This is a genomic window from Candidatus Omnitrophota bacterium (genome assembly GCA_028716165.1).
Classification (GTDB): Bacteria; Omnitrophota; Gorgyraeia; order JABMRG01; family JABMRG01; genus JAQUQI01.
Genome location: JAQUQI010000002.1, coordinates 63,801 through 88,479, shown reverse-complemented (window position 1 = coordinate 88,479; position 24,679 = coordinate 63,801). Strand labels below are relative to the sequence as shown.

Below are 24,679 nucleotides of genomic sequence, written 5' to 3'. Positions count from 1 at the left end.
TTGACATTTACCAGGCTTTTGCTATAATCATCCCATGTTAAAAATTGGCTCCTACACCCTAAAATCAAAACTCATCTTAGCCCCGTTATCAGGCTGTACAGACCTGCCCTTTAGAACAATATGCCGGGCTCATGACTGCAAGTTTGCCTTTTATGAAATGCTTGATGCTCATGGTTTAACCTATGGCCACAAAAAAACACTTGAAATGCTTGAATCCGATAAAAAAGATTCTCCAATTGGCGCCCAGATTCTAGGCTCAGACCCAGACCGATGCCTTGAAGCTGCAAACATAATTTTAGCCCATTCAAAACCTAAAATAATTGATTTAAACTTCGCCTGCCCTGCCAAAAAAGTCCTTAAAAAAAAGTGCGGATCCGCTCTTCTTGAAAATCCCAAACAGGCGGGCAAAATAGTCAAGAAACTGTCCTCTTCTCTTCATCTTCCTGTCACAGTCAAGGTAAGGGCAGGCTATAATACAAACGACGGCAAAGAAGGTATCCTGTTATCAAGGATATGTGAAGATAATGGCGTAAGCGCGGTATTTTTCCATGGCAGAAGCATGCGGCAGGGTTATTCCGGAAGGGTCAATTATGAGGCAATAAAACAGGCCAAAGAAGCCTTAAAAGTGCCTCTCCTTGGAAGCGGTGACGTATTTTCTGCCGAGTTGGCAAAGAATATGTTAGATAAAACCGGCTGTGACGGCGTATTGATAGCAAGAGGCGCCTTCGGCGCTCCATGGATCTTTGATCAAACGGAAATGTTTCTTAAAAACCCTTCCTCGCCTCCGGAACCTGTCTCTTATGAAATGATAGTGGATACGGCAAAAAAACACCTCCAAATCTTTAAGGGCTGGAAAGATAGAGACAAGCGGCATCAACACCCCATTCCCGCTAATAAGTGCCAAAGTAAAAACAAAGGGTCCGTTTCCTCCGGCCCTGCCCCTGAAAAATACTATATCGGCCACCTGCGCAAAGTGGCTATGTGGTATTCCAAGGGCCTGCCTTACTCCAAAAGAGCCCGCGAGGCTATATCATCCGCAAACAGTTTTAATGAAATTATAGAAATTCTTGACAGGCTTAAGAATGATTATGATATAAAGTGGTTAAAAAGGTGACATGCCTTGCAATCTCAATCCTGGGGCAGTGCGCATTATGATTTTTAAAACATCTATTATTTATTCAGGCCAGGCTTTGTAACATTTTCAGGATTGAAATATTTTGCCGCGGTAACGCGCGCGCGTTTTTTGAATTCGCGTCTTTGGCCAGGCGCTCAATAAGATAATCCCTAATACCCGCGCCCTGGTTGCCCGGCATCCGCACCAACCGGTCCAGGCCTTCAACAATTTCATCGTCTGTGTCAAAATTACTGAATATATAACGCAATATCAGAATGCCTATATCGGCTTTTGAATCCCGGGCAAATTGGACTATATTATCCAGTTCAAATTCGTTGCGCGCGCGGACAAACATCATGACAAAGCGGTCAAATTTCTCTTTGTCGCATATCACACTGCATATGATATTGAACATAAATTCTTCTTTTGAATCCGATGGGAATAGCTTAAAATAGAAACTAAGCTGCCGGGCTATATATGTGCCGTATCCCGCGTTATCGTATAATATACCGCTGTGTTTTTGAGCGGCGGCAAGTTTTCGTTTGAGGCTATCCCGTTCAAATTCGTTCAGTTGTTTATAAGGACTATGGGTAAAGAGGAAACCGGCGCCGGATAAGGGCCTGGATAATATGCCCAGTTGTTCCAGCAGTCTAAGCGCTGTCCTGATATCTGCCGCCACATACCGCAGGCCGCGTCCGTCAACATGCCAAAACCGACGGACATCCTGGACCGTTACGCACCCACTTGTATCATAAAAATGCTCTTCCAGTATGGCTAATACTTCCAATAAGGGATTGCGTTCTATTGTAACGGCCGGAGAGACAAAAACTGATGGCAGCTCACTTGCGCCGGCCAGATCTTCAACGCCGCGCGCTAAAGCGGCTGATACCGGCCTCAATAACCTTTCAAGGCCTATGGCACGCATAGAGCTGATAATGCCTTGCGCTTGGGCAGGGGCCGCGTGCGGGCTTAAAAACGTAAATATTACATATAAATATAAAATAATCATATAAACATTATACAATAAAATGACAAAAAAAACTAATTTATCTGCGCCGCGCGGCCGGCCCTTTTGCGGTCGGTTTCGCTCAAATGAATTTTTCTGATCCTTATAGACTTCGGGGTAATCTCAACCAGCTCGTCATCTTCAATAAACTCAAGGGCAAATTCAAGGCTTATCTGCCTCGGAGGGGTAAGGGCTATCGCTTCATCGCTTCCTGACGCGCGCATATTGGTCAGTTTTTTTTCGCGCAGGGCGTTTACTACCAGATCAACGCCTTTATTATTCACGCCTACTATCATACCTTCATATATCCTGTCTCCCGGGCGTATAAATATCTCACCGCGGTCTTGAAGGTTAAAAATAGCGTAAGCGACGGCATTTCCGGAGTTCTGGGAAATAAGAACACCGTTTTGGCGAAACGGTAATTCCCCTTTATAAGGTTGATATTCAAAAAAATTCTGATACATCACGCCGTTGCCGCGTGTCATCATTAAAAAATCGCTCCTAAACCCTACCAGCGCCCTTGAAGCGATAATAAATTCCATGCGGCAAGTTCCGGCTGACGTTATCTTTATCTCCCGCGTCTGCGCCTTACGGCAACCGAGCGCCTGCATGACAGCGCCCTGATATTCACTGTCAACTTCTATTACCACCTCTTCCACGGGTTCAAGTATACGGCCGTCAATCTTTTTCAGGATGACCTGCGGCTTTGATACCTCAATTTCATAACCCTCGCGGCGCATTGTTTCAATAAGTATGGCAAGATGGAGCTCCCCCCTGCCGGAAACCTTAAGCCTTTCCGTACCTGCCACATCCTCCACTTTAACGCCCACATTGATCATTGCTTCGTGCATCAGGCGTTGGCGTATATGCCTTGATGTCAGGAACCTGCCGCCGTCGGTGCCCGCAAGCGGGCTTGTATTATGAGAAAAATTCATGGATATGGTAGGTTCGTCTATTTTGATTGCCGGCAGGGCTTGCGGATTGTCCGCGCATGCCAGGGTCTCTCCCACTTCAACATTGTCAATACCGGAAATTAATACAATGTCGCCTGCCGAGGCCTCTTCAACTTCAACGCGGGCCAGGCCGCGGTATTTCATTATTCTGGTTACCTTGCCTCTTTCAATCACGCCATCGCGTTTAACAAGCGCTATACTGTCATTTATATGGACAGCGCCGCAGAATATCCTGCCTATGCCGATACGGCCTATATAAGAATCGTAATCAAGCATCGTTATCAGCATCTGAAAAGGCATTTCGGCATCGGCAACAGGGGGCAATATCCTGTGCAGTATTATTTCCAAGAGCGGCTTCATTGAATCCCTGGGATCGTCAAGGTCAAGGGCGGCATAACCTTCTTTGCCGGAGGCATAGACTATTGGAAAATCAAGTTGTTCGTCGGTAGCATTTAGCTCGCAGAAAAGGTCAAATACCATGTCCGCTACTTCATCAGGACGCACGTGCGGGCGGTCAAGCTTGTTTATCACAAGTATGGGTTTTAGGTGAAGCTCAAGAGATTTTTTAAGGACAAATTTAGTTTGAGGCATCGGGCCTTCAAAGGCGTCAACAAGCAGTAAGACGCCGTCAACCATCTTCAGTATGCGCTCAACCTCGCTTCCAAAATCGGCGTGGCCGGGCGTATCCACTAGATTAAACTGGACTCCCTTGTACTGAAGAGAGGCATTTTTAGACAATATGGTAATGCCCCTTTCTCTTTCAATAGGATTGGAATCCATTATAGCGGACTCACCTTCCTTGAACTTATAAGCGCCGGCATATTTCAGCAAGGCGTCAATCAGAGTGGTCTTACCATGGTCAACATGGGCTATAATAGCGAGGTTTCTTATGTCTTTTCTTCTTTTCTGATGAGTCATATTTTCGGCATAAATAAAAAAGGCGTATTTAAGCGCCTTTGATGAGTTGCACGTATGGCCAATTTCATGAATTCCTGTATTTTAACAAAACAACGTTATTTGTCAAGCAAAGAGCAAATCCTGTCCGCTTTCTTACCGGCATAAAAAACGCTGTGATAACAGGCAAAGAATTTTTACAGATACCCGTTAAAGGCTTTCCTGATTATTTTTGGAAATGCGCGCGAACAGTCCGTCTGAAAAATGCCCGCGGGTTTTATCCGTAGCGTGTTTATGAGTGTCAGAAACCGTCGGAGGGAGAAGACGATCCTTCCGCCTCCCAGCGGCTTTCGGATTCATTATATTTTAAAGCAACCCGCTCTTTCGTATATCCATAAGAAACGTCAACACGCGCCGACCTTCGGCCTATCATAACATCCGTAATAACCAATTCGTCAATATCGCATCCGTATTTACGCGAAACGTATTCTTTGGCAGCTTGTTCGGGCATGTATATTCCCGGGTCAGTTTCCTGCGCCATGATTATGTTTTGAAAAGAAAAAAATAAATAAACCGTTAATAAAGCAAGAGGCGCAAGTCTTGTCATTTTGATACCCCCGTTTGTCAGGATAAGAACATACTGTTAGTTGAAAAATTCGCTTCGGTAGTAAGGTTTATCCCCAGCCTGCGCAGGCCTGTTTCATCACCTGTAGTCGGTATATGCGTCATATGCATCTCGCAGCCGGATAAGCCCTTAAGATGTTTCATGCAGATCTTTGAGGTCGGATTAGTCGCAGCGCTTATGCTAAGCGCTATCAAGGCCTCTTCAAGGTCAAGGCTTGCCGTCTTTTCATCCGATATATCCTTTTTCAGCCTGGCTATTGATTTGATTATGCCCGGAGACAAGAGATGCACGCTATCGGGTATTTTGGCAAGCACTTTTATCGTATTCAATATAAGGCTTGACGTAGCGTGCATAAGAGATGAATTTTTCCCGGTAATAATGATCCCGTCCTTAAGCTCTATGGCGGCCCCGCAATAGATGCCCTCGTTTCCTTTGCCGGATTTCTCGGCCTCTTTCGCCGCCTTCTGGGCAAAAGACACGACGCGCCGGTCGGATAATTTGATCTTGAGCTTTTTCATAATAGCCTCAACGCGCTCAACAGCGTCTTTTTCCACGAGACCGAGTATGTATTCGCATGAATACCTGAAATAACGCCTTATTATCTCCTGCCTTGCCGCGTTCTCAACAATTTTATCGTTAATAATACCAAATCCCGCCCGGTTTACGCCCATATCGGTAGGGGATTTATACATCGCCTCCGTGCCGGTTATCTTTTCAAGTATCATTTTAAGGACAGGAAATATCTCAATGTCCCGGTTATAATTTACGCTCTCCTGCCCGTAATTTTTGAGGTGAAACGGGTCTATCTGGTTAAAATCTCCTATATCGGCAGTCGCGGACTCGTAGGCGACATTAACAGGATGCTCAAGAGGCAGGTTCCATATCGGAAATGTCTCAAACTTAGCATACCCGCTTTTTTTGCCCTTCTTGTAATCATGGTAAAGCTGGTTAAGGCAGGTGGCAAGCTTACCGCTGCCGGGGCCGGGGGCCGTCACAATAACAATAGGGTTTTTTGTTTCTATATACTTATTGGCGCCATAACCTTCGTCGCTTACTATCGTGTCCACATCCTTTGGATACCCTTTTATGGCACGGTGGGTATATACCCTTACCCCTCTTCTTTCAAGCTTGTTTTTAAATATCTTCGCGGCGGGCTGGTCATTAAACCGGGTGATCACGACAGCCAGTATATTAATACCCCAACCTTTCAGGTCGTCTATTACCTTGAGGATGTCGCTGTCATACGTAATTCCGAAATCCGCTCTTACCTTTCTCCTCTCTATGTCGCCCGAATATATGCAGAGTATGATATCCGCCTTGTCTTTAAGCTTATGCAAAAGCCTCATTTTCGCGTTAGGGTCAAAACCGGGTAAGACCCTTGACGCGTGATAATCAAACAGGAGCTTTCCGCCGAATTCCAAATAGAGCTTGCCGTTAAATCGCGCCACGCGTTCCACTATGGCATCCGTCTGCTCACGCAGATATTTCTCATTATCAAAACCAATTTTGCACAATGCCATGTTATCTGCCTTTTTCCAGTATATTTTTCGTAAATTTTCTCGGGATGCGCGTCGGATAATTCCGGGTAAAACAGGCCTTGCAAAAATTATCCCCGGCAAGAGGCATGGCCTTAAGCATGCCCTCCAGGCTAAGATAATGCAAGCTGTCAAGCCCGATAAAATCCCGTATTTTATCAACCGTCCGGCTGGCGGCTATAAGCTCTTTCTTCGTTGGAAAATCTATCCCATAATAACACGGCGATATAACGGGCGGACAGCTTATTCTCATATGCACCTCTTTGGCCCCTGCCCGGCGCAGGCTTTCAACGCGGCTGCGGCTTGTAGTGCCGCGCACTATGGAGTCCTCAACTATCACAACCCGTTTTCCTTTAAGCAAAGCCTTGATCGGATTAAGCTTTATCCGAACCCTGAAATCTCTGATATGCTGCGAGGGCTGGATAAAGGTCCTGCCGACATAATGGTTTCGTATCATCCCCGACTCAAAAGGCAGGCCGGATTCGGCGGCAAAACCTAAGGCCGCGTAATTGCCTGAATCAGGAAAGGGCATTACCATGTCAGCATCAACCGGCGCTTCTTTTGCCAACTGCATCCCAAGACGTTTTCTTACAAGATAAACATTTTTTGTAAAAATATCGCTGTCAGGCCTGGCAAAATATATAAACTCAAAGATACAGTGGGCGCGGCTCTTGCGGGCATCAAATGTCACGCTTGAAAGCCCGTTTCTGCCAATAAAAATTATCTCTGCCGGCTTGACATCGCGTATGTATTTGGCGCCTATGATATCAAACGCGCATGTCTCGCTTGAGAGAACATAAGAGCTGCCGAGCCTTCCTATGCATAAGGGCCTCATGCCCAATCTGTCGCGCGCGCCTATCAACACGCCGTCTACCAGCATTATAACAGAAAAAGCCCCTTCAAGCCTGGAAAAAACCTCTCCCAGGCTTTCTTTTAGCTTCTTACGGCGTAACCGGGCAAGCATATGGATAATAAGCTCCGAATCCATAGTCGTCTGAAAGACGGAACCTTTTTGCTCCATTTCCTCGCGCAGAGAATGAGCATTGGTAAAATTACCGTTATGCGCTATGGCTATATGGCCTTTACCGTGCCTTGCTAAAAACGGCTGGATATTACTGGCGCTGCTGGAGCCTGTAGTGGAATAACGGACATGGCCCAATGCCAAACTGCCTTTTAATTTTTGTATACTGCCTTTGTCAAAAACATCGTCAACAAGGCCCATACCCTGGCGCTGTATTATCCTGTTCTTGTTATAGGATAATATGCCGGCGCTTTCTTCGCCTCTATGCTGTAGAGCATAGAGGCCTAAATACGTCAATAACGACGCGTCCCTGTTTCCGTATACGCCGAATACACCGCACATGGTATTATTTATTCCAGTCTTGACCCAATAGCGTTACGCCATACATGGCTAAGTTTTGAAAGCTTCGCATTGATAACAGATCTGCCTTCAACCTTGATGTCCAAGGTATCCGAACCGACAACGCCTATTACAACGCAAGAAGTCTTATTTTTGGCGGCAATGGCCTTAAGCCTATCCAGGCCGGTTTTATCTAAACTTACTATTATTCTGGAAGGGGCTTCGCCGAATAAAAGCTCGTCTGTCCTCATGCCGGCTTTTTCCAGTTCCACGCAAGCTCCTAACATCAGTTTCCGATCAGATATGGCGGATTCCGCCAACGCAACGGCAAGGCCGCCCTCTGAAAGATCGTGGGCCGAATGTATTATCCCCTCGTCAATAGCGGAAAGCACGGTTTGATGAAGGCGTTTTTCAGCATTGATATCTATACGGGGATTGCCTCTCTTCATCGCGTGAACAAGATATAAATATTCACTTCCCGAAAGATCCGGCCTGTTGTCTCCTAAAAGAACGATTATATCGTCCTTTCTTTTAAAACTTTGCGTCACACATTTATCCGCGTCTTCTATTATGCCTACCATTCCTACCATAGGGCTCGGATCAATAGCGCCTTTCGGATTTTCATTATAAAAACTGACATTACCGCTGACTACAGGCGTATCCAGCGCCGCGCAGGCTTTGGAAAGGCCTTCCACGCATTTCTCAAACTGCCAATAATTTTCAGGTTTCATTGGGTTGCCGAAATTAAGCCCGTCGGTTATTGCCAAAGGCTTTGCCCCTGAACAGACTATATTCCTGGCAGCCTCTGCCACGTTCATCATGGCGCCATTGTAAGGATTTAGATAACAAAACCTGCCGTTACAATCAACACTTAAGGCAAGAGCCTTTTTGGTGCCTTTGACCTTTATCACAGCCGCGTCGGAACCGGCGCCGATAAGGACATCGTCTTTATCCACATAAGTAAATTTGGCATATGCCGATTCTTTACTGGCAATAGTCGGAGAATCCAGTAATTTGGACAAGACATCGTTCATGTTCCCGGGTTCGGCAACCTTTGACAAGTGGAGTTTTTGAGCTTCTTTTAAATATTTGGGTTCTTTGGATTTCCTGTCATATAGCGGAGCCTTTTTAGTAAGCGCGCTTATGGGCACCTGGCATACAACAACCCCGTTTTCTTTAACGCGCATAATCTTTTCTTTTATAACTTTGCCTATGGCAAAGGCGTTTATATTCCATTTCTTGAGCACAGCCATAGCCTCGTTTTCACTGCCGTTTTTAAGTATGGCAAGCATCCTCTCCTGCGACTCCGATAAAAGTATCTCATAAGCGGTCATATTCTTTTCCCGCTGGGGGACTAACGCGACGTCTATCTCAATACCGGTCCCGCTTCTTGAGGCCGTTTCGCATGAAGAACAAGTAAGGCCTGCCGCGCCCATATCCTGCATACCGGCAACAAGGCCTTTTTCTATAAGTTCCAGGCAGGCATGTCTTAATCGTTTTCCGAGTTCAGGATCACCTATGGCAACCCTGCCTGTATCGGAGGCTGAATCATCCGTTATTTCCTGCGAAGCAAAGCTGGCGCCGCCGACGCCGTCTCTACCCGTATCACCGCCGATATAATAAATGGGGTTTCCTATGCCGCAGGCCGCGCCGCGCATAATATCCTTGTGCTTAAGAATGCCTACACAAAAAGCGTTGACCAAAGGATTGCCTTCATATGATTTGTCAAAATAAGTGTCTCCTCCAACAGCGCTTACCTGGGATTTGTTGGCATAATGGGCAAGGCCCCTGATAACCTCTTTAAAAAGATATTTTACTTTTTTCGTGTCAAGATTGCCGAATCTTATGGCGCCTAATACGGCTACAGGCCTGGCGCCGGTAGTGAAAATATCCCTAAGGCAGCCTCCTATACCCGTTGCCGATGCCTCAAAAGGCTCAACCGCCGACGGATGGTTATGGGATTCCATCTTGAATGAAACACCGTACCCGTCCCCGATATCAACAATTCCCGAATTCTCTTCTCCGGCGCCTATCAATACCTGCTTTGATTTTTTGGGGAATTTCCTGAATTGCTTTCTTGAATTCTTATAACTGCAATGCTCCGACCACATCGCGGAAAAAACACCTAATTCGGTAACGTTTGGCGTCCTTTTCATCATTCTCTTTATATCAGCAAATTCATTTTTGCTTAAACCCAGTTCTTTTGCCAGCGCTAAATTTACCTTAACCTCTTTTTTCATTTTGTTCTCCCGTGTAGACTTGATTTTGCCGTTCCGGCCGTGCTGCGTTTTTTTAAAAAACTATTCCCATTCTATCGTACTTGGCGGTTTTGAAGATATGTCATACACCACCCTGTTTATGCCTTCCACTTCATTTATAATGCGGCTTGATACTTTCTGCAATACGTTGTCGGGCAACCTTGCCCAGTCAGCTGTCATAGCGTCATTGCTGGTAACAGCGCGCACGCATATAACATTTTTATAAGTTCTCTCGTCACCCATTACGCCTACCGTGTTGACAGGCAAAAAGACGCAAAAAGCCTGCCATAATTTTGAATATAATCCGGAACATTTTATTTCGTCTATCAGTATAGCGTCGGCCTTTCTTAACGTATCAAGCTTCGCCTTTGTGATATCTCCTATAATCCTGACGGCAAGGCCCGGGCCCGGGAAAGGATGCCTATAGACCAGTTCATCCGGCATACCAAGCTCTTTTCCCAAAAGCCTGACCTCATCTTTAAAAAGCTCTTTGAGCGGCTCTATAAGTTTGAATTTCATTTTGTTTGGCAGGCCGCCTACATTGTGATGTGTCTTGATGACGGCGGAAGGGCCTCCGGCTGCCGAACGAGATTCAATGATGTCCGGATATAAGGTCCCTTGCGCGAGAAATTTAATATCGCCAAAGGACCTTGCCTGTTTCTCAAACACATCAATAAAAACTTTTCCGATTATCTTGCGTTTTTTTTCAGGCTCTGTTACGCCTTTAAGGGCCTTTAAAAATACCCTTGTTGAATCAACGCATTTCAAGCCTATCCGGTAACTGCGTCTAAACCGTTTTTCAACAATAGCCGCTTCATTGCTGCGTAAGAGGCCGTTATCAATGAACACGGCCTTCAGCTTGCCGCCTATGGCCTTATGCAAAAGCAACGCCAAGACAGAGGAATCAACGCCTCCGCTTAAACCGCATAACACTTTTTCTCCATGGGTTTTTTCGCGTATGCTTTTGACGGCCTCTTGCGCGAATGACCCCATAGACCAGCGGCCATGGCAGGCGCATATGTCAAAAATAAAATTTTTCAAAATCTTTGCCCCGTCAACCGTATGGCCTACCTCCGGGTGGAACTGGACGGCATAAAGTTTCTTTCCGATATCCTGCATAACCGAAATACCGGAATTTCCTGTCTTTGCCGATAAGCTAAAACCCGCCGGCAGTCTTGTAATTTTATCGCCATGGCTCATCCATACAACACTATAAGGGCCAATACCGTTTAAAAGACCCCTGCTCTCAACAACGCGTAAACTCGCGCTGCCATATTCCCCGGCAGAGGCTTTGCCAACACAGCCTCCAAGCAATTTAGCCATAAGTTGAGCGCCGTAACATATGCCCAATACGGGTATGCCGAGAGAGAAAATATCTTTGTCGGGACATGGGCTGTTCTTTGATACGACACTGGCAGGCCCGCCGGACAGGATGAGGCCGTTGGGTTTTAGAAACCGTATTTTTTTAGCAGGCGTATTATAGGGCAGTATTTCCGAATACGCGCCGTTTTCCCTTATTCTGCGGGCTATCAGGCGGGTATATTGGGAACCAAAATCAAGAATAGCTATCCAGTCTTTTGCCATAGGAAATGGTGGAAATTTATATTATAAACACGAATTAAAAACAACTTTAATATGGATTTGACTACCGCGTAAAAAATCCATCTGCCGTGCCGTTTTATGCCTTTGCCGGCATATCTAAATCTTTGTAATAATCCTGTAGAGATTTCGGGAAGATCCTGCTTTTTTTTGCGGCATCTATACCTTCAATAGCTGCCGCTGCCGCCGCAAGCGTTGTGATATAAGGAACCTTGTATTGTATGGCCTTCATCCTTATATAACTGTCGTCATATTTTCCGGTCCGTCCGACGGGTGTATTAATTATAAGATGTATCTCTTTATTTTTAATAGCATCGGCAATATTGGGCCTGCCCTCATGGAGCTTTTTTAACACAATAGTGTCAATACCGTTCTCATTCAAAAACTCCGAGGTGCCTGATGTAGTCAATATACTAAAACCGATTTTTTTAAGTTTCCTGGCTACCGGCAAAAGTTTATGTTTGTCCTTATCGGCGACAGTCAACAAAACATTTCCTTCAAGCGGCAGTCTTGAGCCTGCCGCTTCTTCGGCCTTGAAAAATGCCAAGCCAAATGTGTCCGCTATGCCCATCACTTCGCCAGTAGCGCGCATCTCGGGGCCAAGGACAGGATCAACCTCGGGAAACATATTAAACGGAAAAACAGCTTCTTTTACGCCAAAATACGGTATGGCAGGCGTCTTTAAGCGCTTTTGTAAATCTTTTATACTACGGCCCAGCATAACCTGGGTAGCGATATTGGCCAATGGGACATTCTGTACTTTGGAAACAATAGGCACTGTCCTTGAGGCGCGGGGATTTGCTTCAAGTATATAAACCTTGTCCTTGCATATCGCGTATTGAATATTCATAAGCCCTATAACTTTAAGCGACCTGCCTATACGGCTCGTATATTCCCTTATAGTTTCAATATGTGATTTTTTTATAGTTTTGGTTGGTATGGCGCAGGCGGAATCGCCGGAATGCACACCCGCAAGCTCTATGTGTTCCATAACCGAGGCGACAAACGTTTCTTCGCCGTCACAAACCGCGTCAACTTCCGTTTCTATAGCTTCTTCAAGAAATCTGTCAATAAGCATGGGGTGTTCTGGGCTTACATTGATGGCCTCAAGAGCGTATCTACACAGCATTTCCTCATCGTAAACAATCTCCATGCCGCGTCCGCCAAGAACAAAAGAGGGCCTTATCATAAGCGGATAACCTATTCTTTTCGCGATGGCAAGAGCCTCGTCAAGAGACATGGCTGTCCCGCTTTCAGGCTGGGGGATATCAAGCTCTATTATCTTCTGCCTGAAGCTTTCCCTGTCTTCGGCGAATTTAATGCTTTCAGGCGTTGTCCCGGCTATCTTAACGCCGTTTTCCTTAAGCTCTTGAGCTATATTTAACGGCGTCTGGCCTCCGAATTGGACTATCACGCCTTGGGGTTTTTCCTTTTCATAAATACTAAGCACATCTTCCACGGTAAGCGGCTCAAAATAAAGTTTATCCGAGGTGTCATAGTCGGTTGACACGGTCTCGGGATTACAATTAACCATGACCGATTCGTATCCCGACTCCTTGAGCGCGAAAGCGGCATGGACACAGGTATAATCAAACTCAATACCCTGGCCTATTCTGTTAGGGCCGCCGCCTAATATCATAATCTTTTTCTTATTTGACGATACGGGGATATCGTCTTTCCCGTTATAAGTGGAATAATAATAATAAGCGTTTTTTACACCGCTTACGGCAATGGCCTCATACACCTGCCGTATACCAAGGGCTGTCCTTTTTTCTCTGATTTTAGACTCTTGCGCATTAAGGACCTTGGCCAGATATTTATCGGCAAAACCCCACTTTTTGGCTTTAACAAACATGTTTTTAGGCAGGTTGTCCAGCGTATATTTTGATATCTCATCTTCAAGCCCGGCCAACTCTTTGATCTCGTTTAAAAACCATTCATGGATATGCGTAAGCCTGTTTATCTCATCAACAGAAACGCCTTTCCGCAAAGCCTCATAGATCAAAAAGACACGCTCGCTTGACGGCATAGATAACATTTCAATTAATTTTTCTCTGGGTAATTCATTAAAATTTTTGACAAAACCCAAACCATGCCTGTTTATCTCAAGAGAGCGTATGGCCTTCTGGAAAGCCTCCTTAAAGGTCTTGCCTATGCTCATTACCTCTCCTACAGCCTTCATTTGGGTGCCCAGCACATCTTTGGCGCTGGGAAATTTTTCAAATGCCCATCTGGCAAATTTTATAACTACATAATCACCATCCGGCTTGTATTTATCAAGACTGCCATGCTTCCAATACGGTATCTCATCAAGGGTCAAACCGCAGGCAAGCTTAGTTGATATAAGCGCTATCGGAAAGCCTGTGGCTTTTGAGGCAAGCGCCGAAGAGCGCGACGTTCTCGGATTTATTTCTATAACCACTATTCTATCGTCCTGCCTGTTGTGGGCAAACTGGACGTTTGTCCCGCCTATGACATTAATAGCGTCAACAATTTTATAAGCCATCTCCTGCATGCGCGCCTGAAGCGCCTTCGGAACTGTAAGCATGGGCGCGGCGCAAAAACTATCGCCGGTATGGACGCCCATAGGGTCAATATTTTCAATAAAACACACGGTTATTTTTTGCCCGTTTTTATCGCGCACAACCTCAAGCTCAAGCTCCTCCCATCCAAGAACCGATTCCTCAACCAAAACCTGATTTACCAGGCTCGCCGCGAGGCCTCTGGCAGTAATCTCCCTTAGTTCTTCAACATTATAGGCTATGCCTCCGCCTGTGCCGCCTAACGTATAAGCAGGCCTTAAGACAACAGGATATTTAAGCCTTTCCGCTATCCTCTCCGCTTCCTCCACGGAATAACACGGTTCGGACGCGGCCATGGGTATACCTATATCGTTCATGGCTTGTTTAAAAGCTATTCTGTCCTCGCCGCGCTCTATGGCGTCAATCCTGACCCCTATTACCTCAACATTATATTTATCAAGGACCCCCGCTTTGTAAAGACTTGATGCAAGATTTAAACCCGTCTGGCCGCCGAGATTTGGCAGTAGGGCGTCGGGCCTTTCTTTTTCAATTATCTTTTTGATTGTCTCAACCGTAAGAGGTTCAATATAGGTCTTGTCCGCTGTCGCGGGGTCTGTCATTATTGTGGCGGGGTTAGAGTTTACCAGAACAACTTCATAGCCCTGTTCTTTCAGGGCCTTACAGGCCTGTGTCCCTGAATAGTCAAATTCGCAGGCCTGGCCTATTATTATAGGGCCTGAACCGATTATAAGTATCTTATGCAGGTCTTTTCTTTTCGGCATGGGAATCCTTGTATATATGCACTAAGCGGTAATTATAACATAGGTAAAAATATCTGGCAAACTTTTTCTACCTATTCGCTTCTATTCGCGCTATTCGTGCCGTCTATGGCAAATACCTTTAAACAACACCTTGTTCAAGCACGGAGTTGGCAACCTTGACAAAACCGGCTATGTTCGCGCCAAAGACATAATTATCGGGCTGGCCGTATTGGGCGGCCGCTTTCCTGACCGAACTATGTATTGATTTCATTATAAGCTTTAATCTGGCATCAACTTCGTCTCTTGTCCAGGCCAGCCTTTGTGAATTCTGGCTCATTTCAAGGCCTGACGTCGCGACACCACCCGCGTTGGCGGCTTTACCGGGGCCGTATAATATGCCTGCCTTGATAAATTTACGGACAGCTTCAGGCATTGTTGGCATATTGGCGCCTTCAACCACAAGAAAACATCCGTTCTTCAGCAAGGCCTGCGCGTCATCTTTGTCTATCTCGTTCTGTGTCGCCGCGGGAAAGACCGCCTGGCATTTTATGCCCCATGGCTTTTTGCCTTCATAATAATCAACTCCGTATTTGGCGGCATATTCTTTAATACGCCCGCGCCTGACATTTTTAAGCTCCATAACATAGCGCAGTTTTTCTTCGGTTATACCTTTGGGATCGTATATAAAACCCGAAGAATCCGAAAGAGTGACGGGCTTTGCTCCAAATTGATTAAGTTTTTCAACCGTATATTGGGCAACGTTCCCGGAACCCGACACGACGCACACCTTGCCTTTTAAAGAATCCTTTCTCGTATCAAGCATTTCCTGGGCGAAATAAACAGCGCCGTATCCTGTAGCCTCGGGCCTTATCAATGACCCGCCCCAATTCAGGGATTTACCGGTAAGAACACCTGTAAATTCATTTTTGAGTCTTTTGTATTGGCCGAAGAAAAAACCTATTTCGCGGGCGCCTACACCTATATCGCCCGCGGGCACGTCCGTATCAGGGCCTATATGCCTAAAAAGCTCCGTCATAAATGACTGGCAAAAACGCATAACCTCATTATCTGTTTTTCCTTTGGGATCAAAATCAGAACCCCCTTTGGCGCCGCCCATCGGAAGGGTGGTAAGAGAATTTTTAAAAACCTGTTCAAAGGCAAGGAATTTAAGCAATCCTAAATACACTGTGGGATGAAGCCTAAGGCCTCCTTTATAGGGGCCTATAGCGCTGTTAAATTGCACGCGGAAACCCCTGTTTACCTGTATATCGCCTTTATCATCAAGCCAGGGGACACGGAATATTATGACCCTTTCAGGCTCCGTTATGCGTTCAAGTATCTTTGCTTTCTCGTATACGGGATTACGCTCAAGAACAGGCTCCAGACTTGACAAAACCTCTTCAACCGCCTGGTGGAATTCCGGCTCATTTGGATTGCGTTTTTTTACCTGATCAATAACCTTTGCCACATACGCAGACATTTTTTAAACCTCCGTTTTTTATCCCGATTTTTCACGAAATCTTTTTATTATGGCGGCGGCCGCCTTTTTTGCCATACCCATGGCTTCAATTACAGTCCCTTCTCCGCCGACGACATCGCCGCCGGCATAAACCGCATCAATTGATGTCATCATTGTCGCGGGATCAACTATTATATCGGAATATTTATCTATCTTTAATTCCGGCGTAGCCTGTATAAGAACTTGATTGGCCATAAGGCCTACCGCTATTACAGCCTGGTCACAGGCAAGAGTAAACTCACTGCCTTCAACCGGCACAGGCCTGGGCCGGCCGCTTTTATCGGGCTCTCCGAGACGGCACCTGCGGCATTTAATAAACTTCACATTCCCCCTTGCTCCGTCTCCTATAAATTCAACGGGCTGGACGAGAAAATCAAAACGTATACCTTCTTCCCTGGCGTGATGTATCTCAAGCCTGCGTGCAGGCATCTCATTTTCCGTCCTCCTGTATAATACGCTGACATCGGCTGGCATACCGTTTAACTTTTGCAATCTCAAGGCCACCCTGGCCGCGTCCATAGCAGTATTCCCTCCGCCGATGATAATAATATGCGGGCCGATATTAACAGGGGTATGGTAGTCCGGGAATTTATAGGCGCCCATCAGATTGACCCTTGTCAAAAACTCATTGGCAGAATAAACATTGCATAAGTTCTCGCCGGGTATATTAAGAAACGACGGCACGCCGGCGCCAAGGCCAAGAAACACGGCATCAAAACCCTGTTCAAAAAGTTCATCTATCGTCAGTGTTTTACCGATGATAATATTACACCGCAATTCAACCCCTAATTTTTTAAGATAGTTGATCTCAAAATCAAGGACATCTTGAGGAAGCCTGAATGGCGGTATGCCGTACCTTAAAACTCCGCCGGGTTTATGCAGGGCCTCAAAAATGGTTACCTTGACACCCATCCTTGCAAGCTCTCCCGCGCAGGATAGGCCTGCCGGGCCGGAGCCTATTACAGCGGCTTTGAAATGGGACAGGCCTTCATCTTTACGCGCGCGCAAGTCAATATTATTCTTAAGCCCGAAATCCGCGGCGAAACGTTCCAGAAAATGTATATTTATGGCCTTGTCCGAGGCAAAAGGTTCACCTTTTTTTGTGAATACGCAAGACTTCCTGCATTGATATTCGGCCGGGCATACCCTGCCGCATATGGAAGGGAAATTGTTCTTTTCTCTGATGGTAAGATACGCGGACTTATAATCTTTGTTAACAATTTCAGTAATAAATTTCTTTATGTCTATTCCCACAGGGCAGCCCTGACTGCATGAAGGGTTCTTGCACTGCAGGCACCTTGAGGCCTCATTAAGGGCCTGCTCTTCAGAATAAACGGACACGACCTCATCAAAACCCTTGGACCTGGTTTGAGCGTCTGTCTCAATTGGCTTTACTGGCTCTTTCTTCATTTTTACCACAGGTGTTTTTTAATATCTGATATATTATACCGTATAAACGCTATCTGCCCAGACGGCATATGTGCTCTTCTTTGTCCGCATACGCGCGCGACCTGTTAATCAATTCATCCCAATCCACAAGATGAGCGTCAAACTCCGGGCCGTCAACGCAACTGAATTTGACCTGGCCGCCAATCTTGACCCTGCATCCTCCGCACATGCCTGTAGCATCAACCATTAACGCGTTTAGAGAAACAATGGTCTTTACGCCAAATTTTTTGGTGATATCTGAAACCGATTTCATCATCGGGACAGGGCCTACGGCATAAACCAGGCATGGCTTTGCGGCTGTATGGGCCGAATTTAATACCTCCGTCAAAATTCCCGTCACAAAACCTTTCATTCCGTATGAACCGTCATCAGTGGCAATATGCAGGATATCGGATACCGGGCCGATCTTTTCCTCCAATATTAAAAGCTCTTTTGTTTTCGCGCCCAGAATAACAGTGATGTGATTACCGGCCTTTTTCATGGCCGCGGCTATAGGATATAATTCGGCTATACCAAGGCCGCCTCCTACCAAAACTATATTACCGTATTTTTTTACCGGTGTGGCATGGCCCATAGGGCCGGCTACAGCATACACGTGTTCACCTTCGCTCATTGCCGATAATAGCCTTGTGCTAAAACCTATCTCCTGGATGATCAGAGTAATAGCGCCTGATAGAGGGTCCTTATCCACAACAGTCAAAGGTATCCTTTCACCCTGCTCTTTTGCCATGACCACGACAAATTGACCAGGCATAATCTTTGCCGCGATTAAAGGCGCGTGGACAACAAGCATAGTTATCTTCGTCCCAAGGCATTTGGCTATAGTATCTTTTTTAAGTATTTTCATAGAAATTATTTTATAAAATTTACGCTTAAACTTAGGATATAAAAAATAAGTGTCTTTTTTGTCCGGCAATCATTGCCGTAAAAAAAGACACCTTTGTCGTACATACAAGGTAATATAGCATAAAACGAAATTATGTCAATACTATTTTTTGCCAAATATCCTTAAGGCCCGGATTATCAACAAAGTTAAGAACGTTTTCCGTAAACCGCTCACCGGTAATACCGGTGCTCCTTCCCGTTACAAGCATTTTTTTATCATTACCGCAGACGTCAAGGGCCATGTCTATTCTTTCAGCAGGCGCTGGATAACCGATATGCCTTAAAAGCATGGCACAAGCGCGGATCATGGAGCTGGGGTCGGCATATTTCTGCCTGCCTTCTTCAACCATCCTCGGCGCGCTGCCGTGTATTGCTTCAAACATTGACCAGCGCGTCCCGATATTGGCGCTGCCGGCTGTTCCGACCCCGCCTTGCAGCTGGGCCGCTTCATCAGTTAGTATGTCCCCGTAAAGGTTAGGCAGGACTATTACCCTGAAATCACTTCTTCTTTCCGGGTCTATAAGCTTGGCGGACATAATATCCACATACCACTCATCCAATTTGATCTTGGGATATTCTTTTGCTATCTCGCCCGCTGTCCTGGAAAAGCGGCCGTCCGTTGTCTTGATCACGTTTGACTTTGTTACCACTGTAACACGGCCTATATTATTCTTATGGGCATATTCAAAAGCCATCCTGATAATCCTTTCCGAACCCTGGCGTGTCGCCACGCTAAAATCCATACTTATATCATCAGTAATATCAAAACCCCTGGAACCGAGCACATAAGCGCCTTCCGTATTTTCGCGGAAAAAAATCCAGTCTATTTTTTCCTTAGGTATCCTGACCGGACGCACATTGGCAAACAGATCAAGCTGTCTTCTGATAGCGACATTAGCGCTTTCTATATTAGGCCATTTGCCTCCGGCTTGAGGCGTTGTGGTAGGGCCTTTCAGTATTACGTGGCAATTCTTGAGTTCGTCAAGAACATTATCAGGTATAGCCTTATTATGCTTTGCCCTGTTCTCTATAGTAAGATCATGTATTTCTCTAAAAGAGATTTTTTTATCGCGGGCCTCATCGCGTAATACATGCGCCAGAATCGCCCGCGCGTGTTTTGATATCTCAAGGCCTATGCCGTCACCGGGGCATATGCCGATGATAATCGGCGACAACGTTGAATAATCAAGCCTTTGCCCGGGATTCTTCATCCTTTCTACGCGTTCCATCTGCTCTCTAACGATAGCGGCAAATTTTTCTTTAGCTTTTTCAACAGCATCATTACGCATAATAAGGTTTCCTTTTAAAGAATGGCCAAATAGCGGTCAAGTTCATGTTTTGTGACCTGTTTCTTATATTCGTCCCATTCATCTTTTTTATTTCTTACAAAATACTCAAATACCTTGTCTCCGAGGGCAGCCCTGACAAGAGAGCTGTTTTCAGTTATCTTCACGGCATCGTAAAGGTCATCGGGCAGGGATTCTATGCCCTGGGCCTTTCTTTCGCTTTCAGTCATATTATATATGTTATTAGTGACCTGTTTCGGAAGTTTATATTTTTTCCTGATGCCCTCAAGGCCGGCCGCGAGCATAACGGAAAACGCCAGATAAGGATTGCACGCCGGGTCGGGGTTTCTCATCTCAATCCTTGTCGCCGTTTCTTTGCCGGGTTTATACATAGGCACACGTATCAACGCGGACCTGTTCCTGTGCGCCCATGATACATAAACAGGCGCTTCATACCCGGGCACAAGCCTTTTATAAGAATTGACCCATTGGCATGAAACGGAACATATCTCTCTGGCATGCAATAAAAGCCCGGCAATAAAATACTTGGCCGTGTCCGAAAGATGATATTTGTCGTTTTTGTCAAAAAAAGCGTTTTTCTTTCCCTTAAACAGCGACATATGCGTATGCATGCCGCTGCCATTAATACCGTAAACAGGTTTCGGCATAAAAGTCGCGTACATATTCTGCTGCATTGCCACTTCTTTTACGATCATGCGGTATGTCATAACGTTATCAGCCATGAGCAGGGCTTCGTTATAACGAAGGTCTATCTCGTGTTGAGACGAAGCCACTTCATGATGCCAGTATTCTACCTCAATACCCATTTTTTCAAGGGCAAGGACAGTCCTGCGGCGCAGGTCCTGGCCTATGTCCATAGGCGTCAAATCAAAATATCCGCCTTTATCAAGTATTTCCGTGCCTTTGGCGTTCCTGAAATAAAAATACTCAAGCTCGGGGCCTACATTAAACGTGTAACCCATTTTTTTGGCTTCGGCGATATTCCTTTTCAAAACATAACGCGGGTCTCCTTCAAAGGGTTTGCCCCCGGGTTCAACCACATCGCAAAACATCCGCGCCACAGGCCCTTCCTGCGTGGGCCAGGGCATGACCTGAAAAGTAGAGATATCGGGTTTTACAACCATGTCGGATTCTTCTATGCGGGAAAAACCTTCTATTGATGAACCGTCAAAACCCATGCCCTCGTCCAGGGCGTGGGGTAATTCCTGCACGGGGATATCAAAGCTTTTTAAGAACCCCAGGACATCCGTAAACCACAAACGCAAAAAAGCTATTCTTTTCTTTTTGGTTACCTCCAATATCTCCTGCTTGGTCATATGTATTCTCCTTGATTTTTATACGTTATAATCCAAAAATACCTTTGCATACCCCGAACGGGTCCTTTTGGCCCGGCCTACGTCAAACCCGGCGCAGATAAGAGATCAAAATATCTCCCTTTCCTCACTATAAGACAAATCAAGAAAATTGCGTAGCTTTTTACTGCGTATAGGGTGACGGAGTTTGCGCAGGGCCTTGGCCTCTATCTGCCTTACCCTTTCCCTGGTAACGTGAAATATAGTGCCTACCTCTTCCAGCGTCCTGGGATAACCATCGCCTATACCAAACCTTAATTTCAATACCTGTTTTTCCCTGTCCGTCAACGTGTCAAGGACACCGTCCATCTGTTCTTTTAACATTGAATAAGCGGTGGCGCTGGCAGGCGACATGGCTCTCTTGTCTTCTATAAAATCGCCGAAATGCGTATCGCCTTCATCCCCGACCGGAGTCTGCAGTGATATCGGTTCCTGGGCTATTTTTAAAATGCCTCTTACTTTCTCAACGGAAAGGTCCATATGGCGGGCTATCTCTTCCGGCGTAGGTTCCCTGCCCGTCTCCTGCACAAGCGATCTGGACACTCTGACAAGCCTGTTTATGGTTTCCGTCATATGCACAGGTATCCTTATGGTCCGGGCCTGATCGGCAATTGAACGCGTAATAGCCTGGCGTATCCACCATGTCGCGTATGTTGAAAATTTATAACCTCTCTTATACTCAAATTTATCAACAGCTTTCATAAGGCCTATGTTGCCTTCCTGTATAAGGTCCAAAAATGAAAGGCCCCTGTTGGTATATTTTTTGGCGATTGAAACCACAAGCCTTAAATTCGCCTCCACAAGGACTTTTTTTGTCTTCTGGAAATTCGCCTCTCTTTTTTTTATGTTGAATATAAGCTGTCTGATCTTGTCCTGGCTGAAACCGAATTCTTTTTCTATTTTTTTTATATTTTTATTATAGGCCGAAACCTGCGCAAATCTTCGCAGCCTCTTAAGCCTGGCCGCTTCTTTCTGTATCCTCTCAATCTGTTCCGCGTGGATCTTGATCCGGGAACTCATTTCCTCTATAAACGTGGTAACAAGTCCGAATTTGCACAGGAGCTCTTTTACGGTCTTTTGACTTTTTGTCCTTTTTAATTTTTCCAGAAGTTTCGCGATACGCGTAACGGGTTTTATCTTGGCAGGGGCCAGATCTTCTTTTACATAGTCTTCCGGATTCAATTGTTCGCTGACGATTTTTTGCGCCAACTCCTTAACATACTCAACGCTCAATTTGCAATCAAATATAACGTCCCGGAAACCGTTTTCAGCTTCTTCTATTTTTTTGGCCAGGCTTATCTCGTCTTCTCTTGAAAGAAGAGGTATCTGGCCCATCTGACGAAGATACATCCTGACAGGATCATCCATGGGGCCGTCCGACCTGGGGGAAAGCGCGGGCGCGGCGGCCTTGTTTTTTTCACGGGCCGATTCCGAATCAAGGAGCTCAATGTGTTCCCTGTCAAGGGTTGAGAGTATCTCGTCTATGTCCTCGGATGATGTTACGTCTTCTGGTAATATCTGATTTATCTCGTCAAAGGTAAGATAGCCTTTGGACTTGCCAAGGCTTATGAGCTCTTTAATTTTTGCCGCTGAAATAGCTCTCTGCGCCAAGTCCGGTCCGGCCTCCGATTTCCCGCGAGAAGGCACAGATACCGTTTCCCCCCTGCCGCGCGGATGGGGCCCGGCGTCAGTTTCCGGCTTTATCTTTTTCTTTTTTTTACCGCCTATAAAACGTTTTTTCTTTTTCACCGTTTTTTTTCTGGACATTAAATCCTCTCGTTCTTTAACGCGTCAAACTGTTTTATAAGCCTCATGCGCCCGGCATCGTCTCCTTTGGCTTCAGCCTGTCCTATCATCAGAGTCAGGGTCTGCCTCTTGCGCGCTAAGCAATCCCGTTTCACGCGGACAACGCAGTCGTGAAGCGTCTTACGCCTGTCAATAAGTTTTTCAGATTCCTCAAAGGCTTCGCAAATTATACTGCCGAGCCTTTCATTTCCTACCCGTTCAATCACCTTACGCCCGTTAGGTATCTTTTTCTCGTCAAGCAGGCAGTATATAACATCCACTATTCCGCGTATGTCCTCGTTGGCAAACTCTTCCCTGTCAAGCACTGTCCTGACGTTGCGGGCTATTGCTTCATCTTCCATCATAAGGCTGATAATTATCTTTTCAGCCGGGGGTATGCTGTTCGCGGGCTGTTCACTTTTTATTTGTTCGGTAAAAGAATAATCGGATTTTATTTTTGATAATTCATCAAGCAAAACATTTTCCTGCACAAAAAGCGCCCTTGACAGTCTTTTTATATAGTCGGACCTTAGCACGCTGTTTTCTACTTTCTTTATTGTCGGAAGCATCTGCGAAGCTATGCGGGCCTTGTCCTCGGATTTTGCCGGATCGTACCTATTAAGCAATAATCCCAGCTTGTAGTCAAAAAGATCGGGGGCGCCTTCTATGACGTTTACAAGCTTTTCAGCGCCATACTGCCGGACATAACTATCGGGGTCAGAGCCTTTATCCAGAGTGGCAACTTTTACAAAAAGCCCTTCGGAAACAAGCATGTCCAGCCCCCTCAACGACGCTGCTTCACCGGCGGCATCGGCATCATATACTATGACCGCGTTATTCGTAAACTTTTTTATAAGCCTTATTTGTTCAACGGTAAGGGCTGTTCCCAGTGTGGCCGCGATGTTTTTTATACCGTTCTGGAATGGAAGTATGAGGTCTAAATACCCTTCTACAATAATTATATAATCCTTCTTCCTGATCTCGTCTATGGCAAGGTTCAAACCGTATAGATGCCTGCCTTTAACGTAAAGCTGGCTTTCGGGAGAGTTCATATACTTAGGCAGTGAATCATCAAGTATCCTGCCGCCAAAAGCCACAATCCTTGAACGCGCATCAAATATCGGGAAAATGACCCTGGCTCTGAACCTGTCATAAAAACCATTATTCTTGCCTGGCATAATCAGCCCGGCCTTTTCAAGGACCGATTCTGAAACGCCCTTGGATGCGGCATATTTCAATAAGCCATCCCATTCAGCGGGGGCATAACCAATCTTAAAAGATCCGACCGATACGGCGTTAAGCCCGCGCTGGGCCAGGTATTTCCTGCCGGAAGCGGCCTTTGGCGAGCCTAATAAAACCGCATTATAATAATCCGCGGCAAGCTGATTCGCATTATACAACCCAGATAAAGATTTTCCCTCCGGCAGGCCGTGTTTATAATTGCCTTTTACGCCGGAGATATCAATGCCCGCCTTATCGGCTAACAGCCTCAAAGCCTCCATGAATTCAAGGCTTTCGTGTTTCATAACGAAAGATATCATGTCGCCGCCGGCACCGCAGCCAAAACAATGGTATATGCCTTTAACGGGGCTTACTACAAATGACGGGGTCTTCTCGTGGTGGAACGGACAGCACGCCTTAAAATTGCTTCCCGCCCGTTTTAGCGGTATATAAGACCCGATTATGTCAGCTATATTAAGCTTTGAATGTATCTGTTCAACAACAGTTTCTAAATCCTTGGCCATCCTTTAACCC

The 24,679-nt window shown here is 45.8% G+C and carries 16 protein-coding genes; 1 reads left to right on the top strand and 15 read right to left on the bottom strand.

All coding sequences use genetic code 11. The features are described 5' to 3' along the window. Window positions 1-34: 34 nt before the first annotated feature. Window positions 35-1,114, top strand: coding sequence for a tRNA-dihydrouridine synthase (locus tag PHV77_01825; GenBank protein MDD5504034.1), 1,080 nt, complete (start codon window positions 35-37; stop codon window positions 1,112-1,114). A 64-nt stretch (window positions 1,115-1,178) separates the two neighbouring features. Here PHV77_01825 and PHV77_01820 read toward each other — a convergent pair whose 3' ends face one another. The 15 genes from PHV77_01820 to dnaG all read right to left on the bottom strand — a co-directional run bounded on the left by PHV77_01820 (window position 1,179) and on the right by dnaG (window position 24,669). Then, entirely contained in the window at window positions 1,179-2,123 is a 945-nt protein-coding gene (locus PHV77_01820) for a hypothetical protein (GenBank protein ID MDD5504033.1), read from the bottom strand. A gap of 32 nt (window positions 2,124-2,155) precedes the next feature. After that, window positions 2,156-3,991 carry a translational GTPase TypA gene (typA, locus tag PHV77_01815; protein ID MDD5504032.1) on the bottom strand — a complete coding sequence of 612 codons (1,836 nt, stop codon included), beginning with the start codon at window positions 3,989-3,991 and terminating at the stop codon, window positions 2,156-2,158. A gap of 277 nt (window positions 3,992-4,268) precedes the next feature. Continuing rightward, the gene (locus tag PHV77_01810) at window positions 4,269-4,574 is read right to left on the bottom strand and encodes a hypothetical protein (GenBank protein ID MDD5504031.1); all 306 of its coding nucleotides are present in this window, start codon (window positions 4,572-4,574) and stop codon (window positions 4,269-4,271) included. A gap of 17 nt (window positions 4,575-4,591) precedes the next feature. After that, window positions 4,592-6,112 (bottom strand): DUF1846 domain-containing protein, encoded by a 1,521-nt coding sequence (locus tag PHV77_01805; protein ID MDD5504030.1) that lies wholly within the window; start codon window positions 6,110-6,112, stop codon window positions 4,592-4,594. Window position 6,113: 1 nt separating this feature from the next. Further along, complete coding sequence (gene purF, locus PHV77_01800; GenBank protein ID MDD5504029.1) at window positions 6,114-7,490, bottom strand: amidophosphoribosyltransferase; 1,377 nt, start codon at window positions 7,488-7,490, stop codon at window positions 6,114-6,116. Between the two features lie 8 nt (window positions 7,491-7,498). Beyond that, a complete protein-coding gene (gene purL / locus PHV77_01795; GenBank protein ID MDD5504028.1) occupies window positions 7,499-9,727 on the bottom strand; it encodes a phosphoribosylformylglycinamidine synthase subunit PurL in 2,229 nt (742 codons plus the stop codon). 60 nt (window positions 9,728-9,787) lie between these two features. After that, window positions 9,788-11,329, bottom strand: coding sequence for a glutamine-hydrolyzing GMP synthase (gene guaA, locus PHV77_01790; protein MDD5504027.1), 1,542 nt, complete (start codon window positions 11,327-11,329; stop codon window positions 9,788-9,790). Between the two features lie 94 nt (window positions 11,330-11,423). After that, on the bottom strand, window positions 11,424-14,648 hold the full coding sequence (carB, locus tag PHV77_01785; protein MDD5504026.1) for a carbamoyl-phosphate synthase large subunit: 3,225 nt from the start codon (window positions 14,646-14,648) through the stop codon (window positions 11,424-11,426). 118 nt (window positions 14,649-14,766) lie between these two features. After that, window positions 14,767-16,107, bottom strand: coding sequence for an NADP-specific glutamate dehydrogenase (gene gdhA / locus PHV77_01780; protein MDD5504025.1), 1,341 nt, complete (start codon window positions 16,105-16,107; stop codon window positions 14,767-14,769). An 18-nt stretch (window positions 16,108-16,125) separates the two neighbouring features. After that, a complete protein-coding gene (gene gltA, locus PHV77_01775) occupies window positions 16,126-17,556 on the bottom strand; it encodes an NADPH-dependent glutamate synthase (protein ID MDD5504024.1) in 1,431 nt (476 codons plus the stop codon). A gap of 49 nt (window positions 17,557-17,605) precedes the next feature. Continuing rightward, window positions 17,606-18,442, bottom strand: a complete 837-nt coding sequence (locus tag PHV77_01770; GenBank protein ID MDD5504023.1) for a sulfide/dihydroorotate dehydrogenase-like FAD/NAD-binding protein — start codon at window positions 18,440-18,442, stop codon at window positions 17,606-17,608. Between the two features lie 130 nt (window positions 18,443-18,572). Further along, complete coding sequence (locus tag PHV77_01765; GenBank protein ID MDD5504022.1) at window positions 18,573-19,769, bottom strand: isocitrate/isopropylmalate family dehydrogenase; 1,197 nt, start codon at window positions 19,767-19,769, stop codon at window positions 18,573-18,575. 14 nt (window positions 19,770-19,783) lie between these two features. Continuing rightward, window positions 19,784-21,103, bottom strand: a complete 1,320-nt coding sequence (locus tag PHV77_01760; GenBank protein ID MDD5504021.1) for a glutamine synthetase family protein — start codon at window positions 21,101-21,103, stop codon at window positions 19,784-19,786. 105 nt (window positions 21,104-21,208) lie between these two features. After that, window positions 21,209-22,906 (bottom strand): RNA polymerase sigma factor RpoD, encoded by a 1,698-nt coding sequence (gene rpoD, locus PHV77_01755; GenBank protein ID MDD5504020.1) that lies wholly within the window; start codon window positions 22,904-22,906, stop codon window positions 21,209-21,211. Continuing rightward, a complete protein-coding gene (gene dnaG / locus PHV77_01750; GenBank protein MDD5504019.1) occupies window positions 22,906-24,669 on the bottom strand; it encodes a DNA primase in 1,764 nt (587 codons plus the stop codon). Before dnaG ends, rpoD begins: the two co-directional genes overlap by 1 nt. Window positions 24,670-24,679: the final 10 nt, after the last annotated feature.